General features: G+C 67.0%; 14 protein-coding genes and 1 pseudogene. 10 read left to right on the top strand and 5 right to left on the bottom strand.

From position 1 onward, the window contains the following. The coding region (locus tag AB4Y35_RS00005; RefSeq protein WP_368702878.1) for a hypothetical protein at positions 1-330 on the bottom strand (330 nt) is incomplete at its 3' end. 334 nt (positions 331-664) lie between these two features. On the opposite strand from AB4Y35_RS00005, the gene AB4Y35_RS00010 reads away from it, so the two are divergent. Together AB4Y35_RS00010 and AB4Y35_RS00015 are read left to right on the top strand one after the other, a co-directional pair. Continuing rightward, positions 665-1132: a hypothetical protein gene (locus AB4Y35_RS00010; protein ID WP_368702879.1), complete on the top strand. Its 468-nt coding sequence runs from the start codon at positions 665-667 to the stop codon at positions 1130-1132. Between the two features lie 4 nt (positions 1133-1136). Further along, entirely contained in the window at positions 1137-1541 is a 405-nt protein-coding gene (locus AB4Y35_RS00015; RefSeq protein WP_028202557.1) for a helix-turn-helix domain-containing protein, read from the top strand. A gap of 43 nt (positions 1542-1584) precedes the next feature. Here AB4Y35_RS00015 and AB4Y35_RS00020 read toward each other — a convergent pair whose 3' ends face one another. Beyond that, positions 1585-3210 carry a diguanylate cyclase gene (locus tag AB4Y35_RS00020; RefSeq protein ID WP_368702880.1) on the bottom strand — a complete coding sequence of 542 codons (1626 nt, stop codon included), beginning with the start codon at positions 3208-3210 and terminating at the stop codon, positions 1585-1587. 161 nt (positions 3211-3371) lie between these two features. Here AB4Y35_RS00020 and AB4Y35_RS00025 point away from each other — a divergent pair, with 161 nt between their 5' ends. After that, positions 3372-4961 carry an inorganic phosphate transporter gene (locus AB4Y35_RS00025; protein ID WP_368702881.1) on the top strand — a complete coding sequence of 530 codons (1590 nt, stop codon included), beginning with the start codon at positions 3372-3374 and terminating at the stop codon, positions 4959-4961. 84 nt (positions 4962-5045) lie between these two features. On the opposite strand, the gene ppk2 is transcribed toward AB4Y35_RS00025, so the two are convergent. From ppk2 to AB4Y35_RS00040, 3 genes and pseudogenes are all read right to left on the bottom strand, one after another. Further along, positions 5046-5996 carry a polyphosphate kinase 2 gene (ppk2, locus tag AB4Y35_RS00030; RefSeq protein WP_368688480.1) on the bottom strand — a complete coding sequence of 317 codons (951 nt, stop codon included), beginning with the start codon at positions 5994-5996 and terminating at the stop codon, positions 5046-5048. An 89-nt stretch (positions 5997-6085) separates the two neighbouring features. Beyond that, positions 6086-6466 carry a VOC family protein gene (locus tag AB4Y35_RS00035; protein ID WP_368702882.1) on the bottom strand — a complete coding sequence of 127 codons (381 nt, stop codon included), beginning with the start codon at positions 6464-6466 and terminating at the stop codon, positions 6086-6088. A gap of 246 nt (positions 6467-6712) precedes the next feature. Then, positions 6713-7366: pseudogene (locus AB4Y35_RS00040) on the bottom strand (FadR/GntR family transcriptional regulator); the annotation flags it as partial. 205 nt (positions 7367-7571) lie between these two features. Here AB4Y35_RS00040 and AB4Y35_RS00045 point away from each other — a divergent pair. From AB4Y35_RS00045 to AB4Y35_RS00075, 7 genes are all read left to right on the top strand, one after another. Continuing rightward, positions 7572-8363: a (Fe-S)-binding protein gene (locus AB4Y35_RS00045; RefSeq protein WP_368702883.1), complete on the top strand. Its 792-nt coding sequence runs from the start codon at positions 7572-7574 to the stop codon at positions 8361-8363. Positions 8364-8374: 11 nt separating this feature from the next. Then, positions 8375-9094 (top strand): lactate utilization protein C, encoded by a 720-nt coding sequence (locus AB4Y35_RS00050; protein WP_368703807.1) that lies wholly within the window; start codon positions 8375-8377, stop codon positions 9092-9094. After that, positions 9091-10557: a LutB/LldF family L-lactate oxidation iron-sulfur protein gene (locus AB4Y35_RS00055; protein WP_368702884.1), complete on the top strand. Its 1467-nt coding sequence runs from the start codon at positions 9091-9093 to the stop codon at positions 10555-10557. Before AB4Y35_RS00050 ends, AB4Y35_RS00055 begins: the two co-directional genes overlap by 4 nt. 91 nt (positions 10558-10648) lie before the next feature. Then, positions 10649-12352 (top strand): lactate permease LctP family transporter, encoded by a 1704-nt coding sequence (locus AB4Y35_RS00060; RefSeq protein ID WP_368702885.1) that lies wholly within the window; start codon positions 10649-10651, stop codon positions 12350-12352. Between the two features lie 384 nt (positions 12353-12736). Further along, entirely contained in the window at positions 12737-15550 is a 2814-nt protein-coding gene (locus AB4Y35_RS00065; protein ID WP_368702886.1) for a monovalent cation/H+ antiporter subunit A, read from the top strand. Then, positions 15550-15903, top strand: coding sequence for a Na+/H+ antiporter subunit C (locus tag AB4Y35_RS00070; RefSeq protein ID WP_368702887.1), 354 nt, complete (start codon positions 15550-15552; stop codon positions 15901-15903). The genes AB4Y35_RS00065 and AB4Y35_RS00070 overlap by 1 nt, the downstream gene beginning before the upstream one ends. Then, complete coding sequence (locus AB4Y35_RS00075) at positions 15900-17564, top strand: monovalent cation/H+ antiporter subunit D (protein WP_368702888.1); 1665 nt, start codon at positions 15900-15902, stop codon at positions 17562-17564. The genes AB4Y35_RS00070 and AB4Y35_RS00075 overlap by 4 nt, the downstream gene beginning before the upstream one ends.

Raw genomic sequence — 17564 nt, forward strand, 5'->3', positions numbered from 1 at the left:
CTCGTTGGCGAGCTGGCGCTTTTCGGCAAGCCGCAGCATGCGATGCCGGTCCGCGCCGAGCGTTTCGTAGTAGCGCTCGGTATGCAAGCGCTTGAAGCGTGTATAGAAGTCCGGGCCGGGCAGGCCCAAATCGGTCGAGAGCAGCGAGGCATAGTCGGCCTCGCGTGGCTCGCACAACGCGGCCGCGGCCGCCTCGAGCTTTTCGTAACGCACCCGCAACGGCACGTCGCCCGCGAACAGGGCATGAAACGCGCCGTACGGCACGAGCGAGCGCCGGCTCGCAGCGCGGCGCAGCAAACGACCTACCTTTTCATCGAGTTCTTGATTCATCCGCAGCGGCCAGAAAGCGGGCCGCCGCCCATGCCGCGCATCGTTTGACGAAGCGCACAGACGCATTTGGCGGCCCGCGGGATTCAGGGACCCGTTTCGCCACACGATACGCTGCGCGGCGAATCCGGCATTCTGCATTCGTTCATTCGAATCCAATCCGCATTGCAATCGATTCGAAATGTTTGCGAAAACATTCTGCACAAAAAAAGCAAATCACTCCCCGAAATTGCCCCATCGCCGTCATCATCTGCGCCGGATCACGCCAATTTCTTATCGCGCAGGTCAAAAACGCTAACAAACATCTAAAGGTGCGACCTCGGCCATTTAATTCATATTGGATAAGACCGATTCAACTCAATATATGCTGAATACTGAATTAGTCATACAAAACAAGGCCAAGTGTTGCTTTCCAATGTTTGAGCAATTAAGTCAGGTTAAACGGCTGCAATGGGAGCAAACTTCGCATTGCGGGATCGACGCGAAATGGCGGCGCGCATTGTTGACCCACGCGAGTCGGTTGTTTTTTCCCATTAGTTCAGGATTATCCACAAGTCAAGCAGACTATTTTTCCGCTAGCTATACACATTCCCTACAAAAACAATTATTAATATCCGCTGCGGAACACCGAGGCGTTTCGCAACAAGCGCCCTTCACCGGGCGTCGATTTCGCCGTCCGTCATGGTTCCCGCGTCACCGCACCGGCGCCGGATCCATGGCAAGCGACAAGACCCGCTTGCAGGAAGGGTTACAGGAGCGGCACATCCGCATTGCCGCGTGTCCGGAATCTTTCGTCGACGAGTGAACACATGCTTACCCGAACCGAGAACCTGCCGAGCGTCGCGAGAAGAATGGCCGCCGGCCAGATGTTGATGGAAGGCGCGACCGTGAATAGCGTCGCCGACTCACTCCACCTTTCCGCCCAGACGGTGAGGCGCTACAAGTCCATCGTCGAGGACGGCGGCCTTGCAGCGCTCCAGCAAATGAGCGTGGGTGGCCGGCCTTCAGTGCTCGATCAGGCCGCGCTAGGCTGGATCGCGAGCGCCCTGCACGGCTCCGCGCGAGAGCATGGCTTTGCGAGCGATGCGTGGACCAACAGCCGCGTGCGCGAGCTGATCGGCCGCCAGTTCGGCGTGCACTATTCGCGCGTCTATACCTGGCAGATCGTCTCGAACCTCGGCCTCGGCCACCGGCTGTCGAAGTCCGCGCGCTGAACGGCATGGCGGGCGTCGCGCGCCGCACGCAAGCCGGCGCGCCTCAGCCTCGCGTTGCGGGTGCATCGCGGCCTCGGCTTCCGGCTTCGGAATCCACCAGCGGCTGCGCCCCCTCGCCCGTCCATTGCTGTGACCGGACCTGATTGCGGCCCGCTTCCTTGGCCTCGTAGAGCAGGCGGTCGGCGGCGGCCAGCAGCTTCGCGCCGCTGCCGCCGTCCGGCGGATTGCAGCTCGCACACCCCGCGCTCACCGTCACGCACCCATGGTGCGTACCACTCAGCGTGAGATTGTCCGACTCGATGCGTTTGCGGATCTTCTCCGCCATGCGCGTCGCGGCGTCGAGCGCCGTGCCCGGCAGCACCACCGCGAACTCTTCGCCGCCAAAGCGCGCGGCGAGATCGGTTGCGCGCCGCGATCCTGCAGCGATGCGCCCGGCCACGAACACCAGCACCTCGTCGCCGGCGGCGTGTCCGTAGGTGTCGTTGAAGAGCTTGAAGTGGTCGATGTCGAAAAACAGCACGGAAAGCGGCGTGCGTTCGCGCACCGCGTGATGCCACTCCTCCGCGAGACGGCTGTCGAGCGCGCGGCGGTTCGCGAGACCCGTGAGCGGGTCGGTGACGGCGAGGCGCACGAGCTTGCCCTCGGCCACCACCTTGTCGCGCAGCGCGAAGGCGAGCATCCAGGACACCGCAACCCACGCGCCGCCGAACACTGTGGTCATCACGAGCGCGATATAGCTGCGCCGCCGCCAGCCGGCGAGCACGTCCCCTACGGCGGGCGCCACGACGACGATGAACGGCGAGTTGCCCACGTGCGCAAAGGTGTAGATGCGCTCGACCCCGTCGATTGCCGAGTGCGACGTATAGGTGCCGGCGTCGCGACGCGAAAAGAACGCGAAATTCGGCAGGTCCGCGTAGCTCCAGCCGGCGCCGCGCATCGAGGGCGGCTTGCTCGCGAGCAGCGTGCCGTCGCGCATCAGGATGAAGAGGTGGCCGCCCGGGCCCAGGTCGATGCGCTCGAGCAGTTGATCGAGATAGTCGAGGCGCACCCCGAGCAGCGCGACGCCCGCGAACGAGCCGTCGGGCGCGTTGATGCGGCGCGTGAGGCCGATCGTGAGCGCGCCGCCGCGCAGGCGGGAATGGAACGGCTTCGAAAAGAACAGGCCCACATGCGGGTCGCGCTGCTGCGCGACGAAGTAATCGCGGTCGGCGAACGAAATGCCGGTGGCTGAAGCGTCGAAGGCGTTGCTGTGCGAGGCTTTCACATGGCCCGTGGCGTCGATCACATAGGCCCCGCCCAGCCTCGAGGCCGCCGTCGCCCGGTCGAACAGCACGCGCTGGCGCAGCGCCTCGGGCATGCTCCAGGTCTGCGGCTGCTGCGCTGCCTGGACCACGGCCTGCAGCGACAGGTCGTAAATCTCGACATTGCGGGCAATGTCGTTGCTGATGAGCTGCACGAGGTTGCGCGAGTTCTCCTGCGCGTGGCGCAACTCCTCGGCGCGGCCCTCGTAGAGCGCCGCGTAGGTGAGGATCGCCATCACCGTCGCCACGAGCGTGCCGGAAAGCCCCGCGAAGAAGGGATAGTTGCCGATCAGGCGCGTCGCCGCCTTCGCCCGCCCGTGGGCCCAGCGGTGCACCAGAAGACGCAGCGAAAGAACCCGTTTTGGCATCTGCGCAATCCTCTTGCTGACGGCGCGATTCGATGGGGCGCCGGTCTGTCGGGCATGCATCGGGCATGGCTGGCACGAATCCGTCATCAAACGGACACCTGGGCGGTTCAGCATCGGAGGCGAAACCTTTGCCCACTCCCTCCCCCAGGAGCCCGCCTGCCATGCCAGAATTTTCCCTGTCACCGCAACCGGGCACCGCCCCCGCACGCGGGCGCAACGCCAGCCTGCTCGCCTTCCTCGTCGTCATCGCCGCAGGCGCCGTGTACGTGGGGATGCATCTCGCCGACGACCTCTCGCCGGTGCGCGAAAGCTCGGCGATGCCCTGGATCCTGCTCGGCATCGCGCTCGTGATCGCGCTCGGTTTCGAGTTCGTGAACGGCTTCCACGATACCGCGAATGCGGTCGCAACCGTCATCTATACGCACTCGCTTTCGCCCAATATCGCCGTGATATGGTCGGGCGCGTGGAATTTCCTCGGCGTACTCACGTCCACCGGCGCGGTGGCCTTCGGCATCCTGCAACTGCTGCCGGTGGAGCTGATCCTGCAGGTAGGCAGCAGCGCAGGTTTCGCCATGGTGTTCGCTCTGCTCATTGCCGCGATCATCTGGAACCTGGGCACGTGGTACTTCGGCCTGCCTTCGTCGAGCTCGCATACGCTGATCGGCTCGATCATCGGCGTGGGTCTCATGAACCAGCTCATGCACGGCGCGAACGGCACGAGCGGCGTGGACTGGAGCCAGGCGCTCGGCGTGGGCAAGTCGCTGCTCTTTTCGCCGATCATCGGCTTCCTGCTGGCCGGCCTGCTGCTGCTGATCCTCAAGGCCGTCGTGCGCGTGCCCGCCCTCTACTCGGCGCCGAAGGGCAAGGAGCCGCCGCCGTTCTGGATCCGCTCGTTGCTGATCCTCACCTGCACGGGCGTGTCGTTCGCGCACGGCTCCAACGACGGCCAGAAGGGCATGGGCCTCATCATGCTGATCCTGATCGGCACGGTGCCCACGGCCTATGCGCTGAACCGCGCCGTGACGGCCGAGCAGACGCAGACCTTCATCGCCGTCGCCCACGACGCCACCCGCGCGCTCGAGCGCTACACGAACGGCGTGGCCGCGCCCGCCGATCCGCGCGCCGAGGTGGAACGCTTCATCGGCCGCCGCACGCTGTCGAGCACGACGGTGCCCGCGCTCGCCGCGCTCTCGAACCAGGTGGCCGAACAGGTGCGCGGCTACGGCTCGCTCGCGGCAGTGCCGCAATCGGTCGTCGATAACGTGCGCAACAACATGTACGTGGTTTCCGAAGCGATCCGCCTGCTCGACAAGCAGAAGGTGGTGCCCTTCTCGGCCGACGACCTGAAGTCCATCAACAACTTCCGCAGCCAGATCGACCACGCGACGAAATTCATCCCGACATGGGTGAAGGTGGCCGTGGCGATCGCGCTGGGACTCGGCACGATGGTGGGCTGGAAGCGCATCGTGGTGACGGTGGGCGAGCGCATCGGCAAGCAGCACCTGAGCTACGGCCAGGGCGGCTGCGCGGAGGTCGTGGCGATGGTGACGATCGGTGCGGCGGACGTGTACGGTCTGCCGGTCTCGACCACGCACGTGCTCTCCTCGGGCGTGGCGGGCACGATGGCCGCGAACGGCTCGGGCCTGCAATGGAATACGGTGCGCAGCCTCGTGATGGCGTGGGTGCTCACGCTGCCCGCTTCGATCGTGCTGGCTGGTGCGCTCTATTGGGTGTTCAAGCACGTGTTCTGAGCGCGAAAGGACCAGAAAAAAGCCGCGCTCCCTGGGAGGGGAGCGCGGCTTTTTTGATTGATTGCTGCGAAAGCGGGCAACCCCTCAATAAATCTCCGGAATGAACATGTCCTGCGGCACCGGCTGGCGAATGTAATCCGGATGATGCACGCGCGCCGGCAGCGTGACTTGCGGGTGCTCGATCTCGTGATACGGCACCTGGCTCAGCAAATGGTTAATGCAGTTCAGGCGCGCGCGCTTCTTGTCCACGCCCTGCACGACCCACCACGGCGCCTCGGTAATGTGCGAGCGCTGCAGCATCACTTCCTTCACGTGCGTGTAGGCCTCCCAGCGGCGGCGGCTTTCGAGGTCCATCGGCGAGAGCTTCCACTGCTTGAGCGGATCGTCGATGCGGCTCTGGAACCGCACTTCCTGCTCGTCGTCGGTGATCGAGAACCAGTACTTGACGATCTGGATGCCGCTTCTCACGAGCATCTTTTCGAACTCGGGCACCGAGCGGAAGAACTCTTCGTATTCGTCGTCGGTGCAGAAGTTCATCACGCGCTCCACGCCCGCGCGGTTGTACCAGCTGCGATCGAACAGCACCATCTCGCCGCCCGCCGGCAGATGCTGCACGTAGCGCTGGAAATACCATTGCGTGCGCTCGCGGTTGTTCGGCGCGGGCAGCGCGGCCACGCGGCACATGCGCGGGTTCAGGCGCTGCGTGATGCGCTTGATGACGCCGCCTTTGCCCGCCGCGTCGCGTCCCTCGAAGATCACGATGAGCCGGTGACCCGTGCTCACGATCCAGTCCTGCATCTTCACGAGCTCGCCCTGCAGGCGGATCAGCTCGCGGAAATAGACGCGGCGCAGCGCACGCGCCTCGTCGCTGATCTGCAGGCCGCTTTCCTGCAGCCGGTCGTCGACCTCCATTTCGAGCTCTTCGTCGTAAGCGTCGATGAGCTCTTCGTTCAGACGCCGGCGGCGATGCAGTTCGGCTTCCTGCAGCTGCGCATCCGTATGTTCGGCGTGCATCGTGCGGTCCAGTTCATTCATGGCGACTCTCTCCTTGGTCGATATGCTGTCAACTCGCGCCACTATCGGCGCAGCGAGTGTCACGAATATTTCAAATGCATTGTGGCGGCTCAGGTGAGCGGCCTGGCGAAGCTCAGCTCGTGGCCGTCCGGGTCGACGAGATGAAAATAGCGTTCGCCCCACGGCGCGTCGCGCGGCGCGAATTCGGGCCGGGCGCCGGTCGCCAGCGCGTGGGCGTAGAAGGCGTCCACGTCGGCGACGTAGACGATCACGCGGCCCCAGCCGTTCACCGCGCCGTGCGGCCCCTCCAGCAGGTTCAGATAGCAGACGCCGGCCGCGCCGCCCAGTTCGAACGACGCGAAGCCCGCCACCGCCGGCCCGGCTCGCTGCACGAAGCCGAGCGCCTCGTAAAAGGGCACCGACCGCGCGATGTCGCTGACGGTCAGCGTCACGGCGCTCAACGCTACGATTTGCGCGGCGCGTTCGTTCATCTGTTCCTCCTGCTCATGCGGCCGGGTACGGCGTGCGGCCCGGAATGAGGCCCGTCGGCCCGATCAGCCGACTTTAGCAGCGTTCGCGCGCCCGGCGCGAGCCGCAGGCTTTTCCTTTGCGCTGAGAGGCGCCTTGCGCGCGGCTTTGCGCGCCGGCTTACCCGCTTGCGCTGCCGCAGCCGCTGGCGCGGCGCGCGGCGCATCGTCACTGGTCGGACCACTTTCCGGCCAGCCGATCTCCTCTCCCACCCGCGTGCGCACGAAGTCGATGTGCGTCTGCATCGCCGTGCGCGCCTCCTCGGGACGCCGCGCGACGATCGCGTCGCACAGCGTGCGGTGCTGCAGCAGCAACTGGTCCGGCGCGTCTTCGTTCTGCACGCGCAGACCGGTGCCGTTGATGGTGATGTGCTCGCGCAGCACCCCCAGCACGCTCGTGTGCAGGTGCAGGAACATCGCGTTGTGCGAGGCCTGCGCGATCACTTCGTGCAGCTTCGCATCGGTGTCGGCTTCGGCGGCCTTGTCGTCCACTTCGCGCGTGCGCTCCAGCTCCTGCATCAGCGCGCGAATGCGTGCGAGATCCTCGTCGCTCGCGCGCAGCGCCGCAAAATACGCGGTCGCGCCTTCCAGCACGCGGCGAAACTCGAGGATGTCTTCGCGCAAGGCCGGATGATCGGCCACCAGTTGCCCCCACGGCGAAGCAAAGCCCGTGCGCAGCTGGTCGGTGACGAACACGCCCGCGCCCGGCCGGCTCTGCACGAGGCCGCGCGCGGCCAGCCGCTGGATCGCCTCGCGCACCGTGTTGCGCGCCACGTCGAATTCCAGTGCGAGCACGCGCTCGGAAGGCAGCTTCGCTCCCGCGCGCCAGGTGCCGTCGAGCAGCGACGTCTCCATCTGACGCATCACGGTCTCCACGCGCCCGCGCGCGCCTGCCCTGTCCCTCATTGTCATACCCGAGTCTCGTTCTAGCCTGCGGCAAGTGGTCCAACCAGTTTGAACCGTTCGCCCGAAGCGGGAATTATGCGCCCAAACCAGCGCTCGTCTCCAAGCTGCCCGGCCCCGGTCCCGGGGAAGGAGCACGAAAGCGCGCCAAGACACCGAGCGAGACATGAAGCCACGGCAATACCCCACCGAGCGCCCCACCGACGTCTATCTGTTCGCCACCTGCCTCGTCGACCTGTTCGTGCCGCAAGCCGGCCTCGACGCGGTGAAGCTGCTCGAACGCGAAGGCCTCACGGTCCATTTCCCGCGCGGCCAGAGCTGCTGCGGCCAGCCTGCGTACAGCAGCGGCAACCCGCGCCAGGCGCGCGAGGTCGCGCTCGCGCAACTCGGACTCTTCGAAAAGCCCTGGCCCGTGATCGTGCCTTCGGGTTCGTGCGCGGGCATGATGCGCCACCACTGGCCCGCGCTGTTCGACGGCGACGCCGCCAACGGCGCGCGCGCCGAAGGACTCTCGGCGCGCGTGTACGAACTCACGGAATTCCTCGTGCGCGTGCTGGGCGTCGATTTCAACGCGTATGGCGCGCAGGGTGCCGTCCGCCAGCCCGACGAGCGCGTCGTGCTGCACACCTCCTGCGGCGCGCGGCGCGAGATGGGCACGCGCGTGCACGGCGTCGAAGTCGTCGATGCGCTGCCGGGCATCACGCGCATCGAGCACGAACGCGAATCGGAATGCTGCGGCTTCGGCGGCACGTTCTCGCTCAAGCACCCGGACATTTCCGGCGCGATGGTCGCCGACAAGATCGCCTCCGCCTGCGCCACGGGCTGCGAGCGCCTCGTTTCCGCCGACTGCGGGTGCCTGCTCAACATCGGCCACGCGGCGGCGCACAAAGGCGCGCCGCTCGCCGTCGAGCACCTCGCTTCGTTCCTCTGGCGCCGCACCGGCGGGGAGGCCGCATGAACCTCGATACGATGAGCGCGCGGGCGCGCATGCTGCAACGCCTGCGCAGCCATGCGCCCGCCGCGCCCGCCACGACGCTCGAAGCGCTCGACGCACGCATCGACGCGCATTTCAACGGACGCCGGGCGCTCGCCCCGCTAGTGCTGAACCAACGCATCGCGCAGTTCCAGCGCATGCTCGAGGCCGCGCACGCCGAGGTGATCTGCGCGAGCGCCGCAACGTGGGCCATCGAACTCGCCGGGCGCCTCGCAGCGGCAGGCGTGCGCAGCCTGCTGCTCGACACCGCCTGCGCCGAAGGCCAGGCGCTCACCGCAGCGCTGCCGGCCGCCGTGCAGGCGCGCAGTTACGCGCAGCCGATCGAGCAGTGGAAGGCCGAACTCTTCGACACCGTCGACGCGGGCTTCACCGTCACGCGCTCGGGTCTCGCGGCGACGGGCACGCTCGTGGTCGCACCGGACGCGAACGCACCGCGCACGGTCTCGCTCGTGCCGCCGCTGCACGTCGCGCTGATCCACGCGAACACACTGCACGCCGACCTGCATGCCGCCGTGGCCGCGGAGCGCTGGCGTGACGGCATGCCCACCAATCTCGTGATGATCTCGGGGCCTTCGAAGACCTCGGATATCCAGCAGACCACCGCCTATGGCGCGCATGGCCCCCGCGCCCTGTGGGTCGTCGTCGTGACCGATGAGGCTCGCGAAACGAATGTGCAGCACGGAGCCGCCGAATGAGCACGACCACGCAGACCTCGCAGGAAAACACGCTTCATTTCGTCCCGACCGAGCAATTCCGCCTGCGCGCTCGCACGGCGCTCGACGACCCGCAGCTGCGCAAGAGCTTTCGCGGCGCGATGGACTTCCTGCAAGGCAAGCGCGCCGCGCAGTTCCCCGAGGCGGACGAACTCGAAGCCCTGCGCGACCTCGGCGAAGCGGTGCGCCAGCATGCGCTCGCGCGCCTGCCTGTCCTGCTCGAGCAACTGGAAACGAAGCTGCGCGCCAACGGCATCCAGGTGCATTGGGCCGAGACCGCCGACGAGGCGAACCGCATCGTCCATGCCATCGCGCAGCGTCACTCGGCCACGCGCGTGATCAAGGGCAAGTCGATGGCGAGCGAGGAAATCGAGCTCAACCATTACCTCGCGGAGCGCGGCGTCGACTGCATCGAATCGGACATGGGCGAGTACATCGTGCAGCTCGCGGGCGAGAAGCCCTCGCACATCGTGATGCCCGCCATCCACAAGACGAAGGGCGACATCGGGCACTTGTTCGAAGAGCACATTCCCGATACGCCCTTTACCGAGGACGTGGACGCGCTCATTCAAACGGGCCGCCGCGCGCTGCGCCGCGCCTTCGTGGATGCGCAGATCGGCCTTTCCGGCGTGAACTTCGCCGCCGCCGACACGGGCACGCTCTGGCTCGTGGAAAACGAAGGCAACGGCCGCCTTTCCACCACGGTGCCCGACGTGCATATCGCGATCATGGGCATGGAAAAGGTGGTAGCAAAGCTCGAGCACATCGTGCCGCTTTCGAGCCTGCTCACGCGCTCGGCCACGGGCCAGCCCATCACGACGTATTTCAACCTGATCAGCAGCCCGCGCCGCGCAGGCGAGAAAGACGGCCCGCGCGAGGTGCATCTCGTCCTGCTCGACAACGGCCGCAGCCAGGCCTACGCCGACGAGCAATTGCGCGCCACGCTGCAATGCATCCGCTGCGGCGCGTGCATGAACCACTGCCCGGTGTACACGCGCATCGGCGGGCACGCGTACGGCACGACCTATCCGGGGCCGATCGGCAAGATCATTTCGCCGCATCTGCTCGGACTCGACGCGACCGCCGAGTTGCCCACCGCCTCGAGCCTGTGCGGCGCATGCGGCGAAGTCTGCCCGGTGCGCATTCCGATTCCGCAGCTGCTCGTGCGCCTGCGCACCGAGGCGAACCGCGACCCCGAGGAAAGCGTCGCGCATCCGTTGCGCGGCCAGGGCGCGAATCACAGCCGGAGCGAGCAGTTCATCTGGCGCTTCTGGAGCGGCGCGTTCGCGCATCCGCGCGCCTACCGTGCGCTGCGCTGGGCCGTGACGCGTTTGCGCGGCCTCGCGCCCTCGCAGCAAATGGGCTGGACGCAGCATCGCACGCCGCTCAAGCCCGCCCCGCGCAGCCTGCACGACCTGCTGCGCGAACGCGACCAGCCGCAATAGCGTTCATGTCGTCAGGCCTGCGAAATAACGCTCAAAGCAAGCCTGGCGGCCTTACATAAATTTTCTACCCGCATCATCGGAGGAGACCGTAGTGCAACCCTGGTACCAGATCTACACACCGCTCGGCAGTCTGTGGCTGTCCGCGCTCGTGGCCGCCATTCCCATTCTGTTCTTCTTCGTCGCGCTCGCCGGCCTGCGCATGAAGGGCCATGTCGCCGCGGCGATCACCCTGCTGCTCGCGCTCGCCGTGGCGATCTTCGAATACGGCATGCCCGTGCGCCAGGCGCTCGTTTCCGCGGGCTTCGGCTTCGCCTACGGCATCTGGCCGATCGCGTGGATCATCGTCACCGCGGTGTTCCTCTACAAGATCGTCGTGAAGACGGGACAGTTCGAGATCATCCGCGCCTCGGTGCTCTCGATCACCGATGACCAGCGCCTGCAGCTGCTGCTGATCGGCTTCTCGTTCGGCGCGTTCCTCGAAGGCGCGGCGGGCTTCGGCGCGCCGGTGGCGATCACCTCGGCGCTGCTCGTCGGCCTCGGCTTCGAGCCGCTCTACGCCGCGGGCCTGTGCCTGATCGCCAACACCGCTCCGGTTGCGTTCGGCGCGATGGGAATTCCCATCATCGTTGCGGGCCAGGTGACGGGTATCGATCCGTTCCTGATCGGCGCGATGGCGGGCCGCCAGCTGCCGCTGCTCTCGCTCTTCGTGCCGTTCTGGCTCGTCTTCATCATGGACGGCAAGCGCGGCGTGAAGGAAACGTGGCCCGCCGCGCTCGTGGCCGGCGGCAGCTTCGCCGTGACGCAGTACTTCACGTCGAACCACATCGGGCCCGAGTTGCCGGACATCACTTCGGCGCTCGTGAGCCTCGTCGCGCTCGCCGCGTTCCTCAACGTGTGGCAGCCGCGCCGGGCCACGCAAGGCACGAGCGTGAAGGTGAGCGGCGGTGCCGCCGCGCTGGGCGGCTTCGGCGGTGGCAGTTCGCGTGCGGCGGCTTCGAGCCGCAAGGCGTCGCCGTACAGCATCGCGCAGACCGTGCGCGCGTGGTCGCCGTTCATTCTGCTCACGGCCATCGTGACCGTGTGGAGCATCAAGCCGTTCAAGGCGCTCTTCGCCGCGAAGGGTCCGCTCGCGGGCACCATTCTGAGCCTGCACGTACCGGGCCTCGACCAGCTCGTGGTGCGCACGGCGCCGATCGTCGCCTCGCCGAAGCCGTACGAAGCCGTGTTCAAGCTCGACTGGCTCTCGGCCGTGGGCACCGCGATCATGATCACCGCGATCCTCTCCGCGATCCTGCTGCGCATGAAGCCGCGCGCTGCCGTGGCCGCGTTCTGCGAGACGCTCGGCGAACTGCGCCGCCCCGTGCTTTCGATCGGTCTCGTGCTCGCCTTCGCGTTCGTCGCGAACTACTCGGGCATGTCGTCCACGCTCGCCCTCGCGCTTGCGGGGACCGGCGCCGCCTTCCCGTTCTTCTCGCCGTTCCTCGGCTGGCTCGGCGTGTTCCTCACGGGCTCCGATACGTCGTCGAACGCGCTGTTCTGCTCGCTGCAGCACACCACGGCGCACCAGATCAACGTGTCGGATACGCTGCTCGTCGCGGCCAACACCTCGGGCGGCGTGAGCGGCAAGATGATTTCGCCGCAGTCGATCGCGGTGGCCTGCGCGGCAACCGGCCTCGTCGGCAAGGAGTCGTCGCTGTTCCGCTTCACCTTGCGTCACAGCCTGTTCTTCGCGGCTGTCGTGGGCGTGGTGACGCTGATTCAGGCTTATGTGCTGACCGGCATGATTCCGCAGTGATGGCGTAGTCGCGGTCGCGACGCGCCGTCATGCAGTGACGAAGGCCGTCTCCCGCCGCGCGCGGGCGACGGCCTTCTTGCATGTGGGCGCGAAAAGCACGGGTTTTTAAGCGGCCGCTATGTGGTCACCGCGAGCCACGGCGGCAACACGGAGCGGCGCACGGTCGATTTCGGCAAAACGACCCGCGCTCACGAAACCTTCGTCTGGCCGATGTGAAGATCGTCGACGCGCCCCCAGGCCGGAGGACCTGACGCAGGTTTCTTTCGTATGACACCCCGTGACCGCCTCGATGCCACATGAATGAACTCCGTCCCCGTTTGCGGCTATGATCGTGAACTGCGGCGCGGCGGCTCGGCGCCCTGTCGGATCCACGGGGAGTGTCGAATGGCAATGGGGTGGCTCGTCGTACTACCGTTCGTCGCCGCGGCGCTCGTCGCGTTCGCGAGGCCGCTCCTTGGACGCTGGGCGCCCGCCTTCGGCACGTGGGCCGCATTCGCGGCCCCGCTCTTCGGCCTGGGGCTGCTTGGCAGCGAACGCGTGGGCATGGCCACCCATGGCGTGCTGCACTGGCAAGCCGACTGGATCCCGCAGCTCGGGCTCTCGTTCGCACTGCGTCTGGACGGTCTTTCGTTCATGTTCGCGCTGCTCGTGCTCGCGATCGGTCTGCTCGTCTTTATCTACGCGCGCTACTACCTCGCGGGCAGCGAGTCGCTGCCGCGCCTCTACGCGCTGCTATTGCTCTTCATGGGTGCGATGCTCGGCGTGGTGCTGTCGGACAACCTGCTGCTGCTCGTGATCTTCTGGGAACTCACGAGCATCGTGTCGTTCCTGCTCATCGGCTTCTGGCCGTCGCGCCCCGAAGCGCGGCGCGGCGCGCGCATGGCGCTCACCATCACGGGTGCGGGCGGCCTCGCGCTGCTGGCCGCCGTGCTGCTGCTCGGCCACGTCTGCGGCAGTTACGACCTCGACGTCGTGCTCGCGCACGCGGGCCTCGTGCAGCGCAATCCGCTGTATCCGGCGATCCTCCTGCTCGTGCTGTTCGCGGCCTGCACGAAGTCGGCGCAGTTCCCGTTCCACTTCTGGCTGCCGCATGCGATGTCGGCGCCCACGCCCGTTTCCGCGTATCTGCATTCGGCGACCATGGTGAAGGCGGGCATCTTCCTCATCGCGCGCTTTTACCCCGTGCTCGAAGGCACCGACTGGTTCTTCTACGTGACGAGCCTGATCGGCCTCGTCACGCTCACGGGCGGCGCGGCCATGGCGCTCGTGCAGCGCGATCTCAAGGGGCTGCTCGCCTATTCCACCATCAGCCATCTCGGGCTCATCGTGCTGCTGTTCGGCCTCGACACGCAGCTCTCCACCGTCGCCGCGCTCTTTCACACCTTCAATCACGCGGTATTCAAGGCTTCGCTCTTCATGGCGGCGGGCATCATCGACCATGAAACGGGCACGCGCGATCTGGGCCGCCTGCGTGGCTTGCGCCGCTTCATGCCGCATACCGCCGCGCTGGCCGCCGTGGCATCGCTCGCCATGGCGGGCGTGCCGCTGCTCAACGGCTTCCTCTCGAAGGAGATGTTCTTCGGCGAAACGCTTGCGCAAGGACTGCTCGGCGACTTCAGCTGGGTCATTCCCGCGCTCGCCGTCATCGCGGCGGGGCTCTCGGTCGCGTACTCGCTGCGCTTCGTGTGGGGCGTGTTCTTCGACGGCGTGACGCCGCACGACCTTCCCCACTACCCGCCGCACGAGCCTCCGCGCTTCATGAAGCTGCCCGTCGAGATTCTCGTCGTCATCTGTCTGCTCGTGGGCCTCGTGCCGGAGCAGACCATCGGCAAGATGCTCGAGTCCGCGGCGTGGTTCGCGCTCGGCGGCAGCGTGCCCACGTACAGCCTGAGCTTGTGGCACGGCATCAATCTGCCGCTCCTGATGAGCTGCGTATCGTTCGTGGGCGGCGCGCTGCTGTTCTTCTATCGCCGCGACGCGTTCCGCCATCATCGTTCGGTGCTTTCCGAAATGAACGCGAGCGAAGGCTTCGACCGCCTCGTGCAGCAGCTCGAAAAAGCCGCGAGCGTCGTGGTCAATCTCTTCGAAACGCGCTCGCTGCCGGCGTATCTCGCGTGGATGATCGCGGCGATGCTGATCGTGCCCGGCGCGGCGCTCCTCGCGCTCGCTTCGCTGGACGGGACCTACCGCTCGGCGCCGCTCGATGCGATGACGCTGGTCGGCCTCGTGCTGATGGCGCTGATGGCCGTGGGCGTCGTGCTCGTGCGCGCCAATACGCTCTATGCGCTCGTGATGCTGAGCACCTGCGGGCTGCTCGTCACGCTGACGTTCGTGCGTTTTTCCGCGCCCGATCTCGCGCTCACGCAGATCTCCGTGGAAGTGGTCACGGTGCTGCTGCTCGTGCTCGCCATCTACTTTCTGCCCGTCGTGCAGCGCGCGCAGGAGCCACCCGCCGCGCGTGCCCGCAATGCGGTGCTCGCGCTCGCGGGCGGCACGCTGATCGGCGCCGTGGCGTATGCGGTAATGACGCGCGCCCCCATCGACGGCGTCGGCCAGTTCTTTCTCGCGAACGCGCTGCCGGGCAGCGGCGGCCACAACGTCGTGAACGTGATCCTCGTGGATTTCCGCGGCTTCGATACGATGGTCGAGATCAGCGTGCTGGTCGTCGCGGGGCTCGCCGTGAAGGCGCTGCTGCGTGGCCTGCGCCTGAAATCGCCCGACACGGGCCCGGGCGGCCTGCCGTGGTCGTCGCAGTCGCATCCGCTGCTGCTCGCCATTCTCGCGCGCCTCATGCTGCCGCTCACCCTGCTCGTTGCCGTGTTCATCTTTCTGCGCGGCCACAATTTGCCGGGCGGCGGCTTTATCGCCTCGCTCGTGATCTCTATTGCACTGCTGCTGCAATACGTGGCGAGCGGCGTGCTGTGGACGGAGTCGCGCATCCGCATCAACTACCGCGGGCTCGCGGGCCTCGGCATTCTCGTCGCCGCCGCCACGGGCGTAGGCGCGATCGTGCTCGGCCAGCCCTTCCTCACCAGCGCGTTCGGCCATCTGCACCTGCCGCTGATCGGCGAAATCGAACTGAGCACGGCCATGCTGTTCGACCTTGGCGTGCTGGGCGCCGTGGTCGGCACGACGCTCACGATCGTCTCGCACCTCGGCGTGCGCGACAAGGACATGCAATCCGTGGAGAAAAGCTGATGGAAGCCGCCTTCGCCATTACGCTCGGCGTGCTCTGCGCGAGCGGCCTCTACCTGCTGCTGTGCGCGCGCGTGCTGCCGGTGATCCTCGGCATCACGCTGTTCTCGTATGCGATCAACCTGTTCCTGCTCGGCATCGGCCGGCTCTCCACCGGCAAGCCGCCCGTGATCGCGCCGGGCGCGCAGTATGCCGACCCGGTGCCGCAGGCGCTCGTGCTCACTGCGATCGTGATCGGCTTCGCCATGACGGCCTTCACGGTCGTGCTCGCGCTGCGCGCGCTCGCGATCGACGGCACCGATCACGTGGACGGCGACAACCCGCAGCGCAGTGGCCTGGAGATGCGCGGCGAATGAATCACGCTCTCATCCTCCCCATCCTGATTCCGCTGTTCGCGGCCGGCGCAATCGTTGCGCTGCCGCTGCGCGCGAAGCGCTTGCAGCGTGCGATCAACGTGATCGCCACGCTCGCGCTGCTGCCCGTCGCGGTGGCGCTCGCCGAATTCGCGGCGCAAGGGCAGATTGCCAGCTATGCGCTCGGCGCGTGGCCCGCGCCATTCGGCATCGTGTTGCAGATCGACCGGCTCGGCGCACTGATGCTCGTGCTGACCGCGCTGCTCGCGTGCTGCTGCCTGCTCGGCACCACGAGCGCCGATGTGCGGCGCGGGCGCTACTATCGCGCGCTCGTGCAGTTCGAGCTGATGGGCCTGAACGGCGCGTTTCTCGCCGGCGATCTGTTCAATCTGTTCGTCTTCTTCGAACTGCTGCTGATCGCCTCCTACGCGCTGCTGCTGCATGGCGGCGGCCGCCGCCGCGTGCGCAACGGCCTGCACTACATGCTGTTGAACCTCGTCGGCTCGTCGTTCTTCCTGATCGCGCTGGGCGTGCTGTACGGCCTCACGGGCACGCTCAACATGGCCGACGCGGGCGAGCGGCTCGCGCACCTGGACCCCGCGTCGCTGCCGCTCGCGCAGTTCGCGGGCGCGACGCTCATGCTCGTATTCGGCCTCAAGGCCGCGGTGTTCCCCATGTCGTTCTGGTTGCCACAGGCGTATCGAAGCGCAATCGGGCCCGTGGCCGCGCTGTTCGCGATCATGACCAAGGTGGGGATCTACGCGATGCTTCGCTGCGACGCGCTCGTGTTCGGCGCGGCGGGCGGCGTGCTCGACGCGTTCCTGCATCAATGGGCGTGGTGGCTCGCCATTGCGACGATCGTCTATGGCGCGCTCGGCGCGCTCGCGGTATCGAGCCTCAAGAGCACGACCGGCTTTCTCGTGCTGGTCTCGGTCGGCCTGCTGATTGCGGCCGTCACGCTGCAGACCGTGCTCGCGTGGAGTGCGCTGCTGTACTACCTCATCAGCACGACGCTATGCACGGGCGCGCTGTTCATGCTCGCCGATACGCTGGAGTCCGAAGCAAGCGAACCGGCGGCCGTGCCCACTGCAGACGAAACACGCGAGCCCGCCTCGCTCGAATCGCTCGACGACGCCAGCGCGCCCGCCATCACGCCCGAAGCGGACAGCGAGCCGGTCGCGACGTCTCCCAAGGCAGCGGACCCGGAAAAAACGCCCGCGCCCTGGCCCTCGAACCTCGCCGGCGTGCTCTATCTCGCGGCGGCGGTCGGCGCCGTCGGCCTGCCGCCGCTCTCGGGTTTTCTCGGCAAGGCCATGGTGCTCGCCGCCACGCCGCTTGCGCAGGCCGTCGTGCTCTGGCCCGCCGTGCTGGTCGCGGGCCTGCTGTCGATCGTCGCGCTCAGCCGCACCGGCACGCGCCTGCTGTGGGCGATGCCCGCCGCCCGCGCCTACGACGGCGCACCGGCCGCCGCGCCGCGCGGCAGCCGCGCCAGGCTCGCCGCGTGTGCGCTGCTGCTCGCGGGCGTGGTGGCGGCTACGGTGTTTGCCGGCCCGCTCAAGCAGTATCTCGACGCCACCGCCGCGCAGCTGCTCGACCGCGCAGCCTACGTTCACGCGATCCTGCCCGCGCAGGCCGCGCAAACGTCACCGGGCGGAGGAAGCTGA

It is taken from the genome of Paraburkholderia sp. EG286A (genome assembly GCF_040965375.1).
Taxonomy (GTDB): Bacteria; Pseudomonadota; Gammaproteobacteria; order Burkholderiales; family Burkholderiaceae; genus Paraburkholderia.

Bases quoted from the DNA above. Each gene is read 5' to 3' on its own strand.
- AB4Y35_RS00015 (WP_028202557.1), top strand. From the start codon at position 1,137: ATGCTTACCCGAACCGAGAACCTGCCGAGCGTCGCGAGAAGAATGGCC.
- AB4Y35_RS00020 (WP_368702880.1), bottom strand. From the start codon at position 3,210: ATGCCAAAACGGGTTCTTTCGCTGCGTCTTCTGGTGCACCGCTGGGCC.
- AB4Y35_RS00025 (WP_368702881.1), top strand. From the start codon at position 3,372: ATGCCAGAATTTTCCCTGTCACCGCAACCGGGCACCGCCCCCGCACGC.
- ppk2 (WP_368688480.1), bottom strand. From the start codon at position 5,996: ATGAATGAACTGGACCGCACGATGCACGCCGAACATACGGATGCGCAG.
- AB4Y35_RS00035 (WP_368702882.1), bottom strand. From the start codon at position 6,466: ATGAACGAACGCGCCGCGCAAATCGTAGCGTTGAGCGCCGTGACGCTG.
- AB4Y35_RS00045 (WP_368702883.1), top strand. From the start codon at position 7,572: ATGAAGCCACGGCAATACCCCACCGAGCGCCCCACCGACGTCTATCTG.
- AB4Y35_RS00050 (WP_368703807.1), top strand. From the start codon at position 8,375: ATGAGCGCGCGGGCGCGCATGCTGCAACGCCTGCGCAGCCATGCGCCC.
- AB4Y35_RS00055 (WP_368702884.1), top strand. From the start codon at position 9,091: ATGAGCACGACCACGCAGACCTCGCAGGAAAACACGCTTCATTTCGTC.
- AB4Y35_RS00065 (WP_368702886.1), top strand. From the start codon at position 12,737: ATGGCAATGGGGTGGCTCGTCGTACTACCGTTCGTCGCCGCGGCGCTC.
- AB4Y35_RS00070 (WP_368702887.1), top strand. From the start codon at position 15,550: ATGGAAGCCGCCTTCGCCATTACGCTCGGCGTGCTCTGCGCGAGCGGC.
- AB4Y35_RS00075 (WP_368702888.1), top strand. From the start codon at position 15,900: ATGAATCACGCTCTCATCCTCCCCATCCTGATTCCGCTGTTCGCGGCC.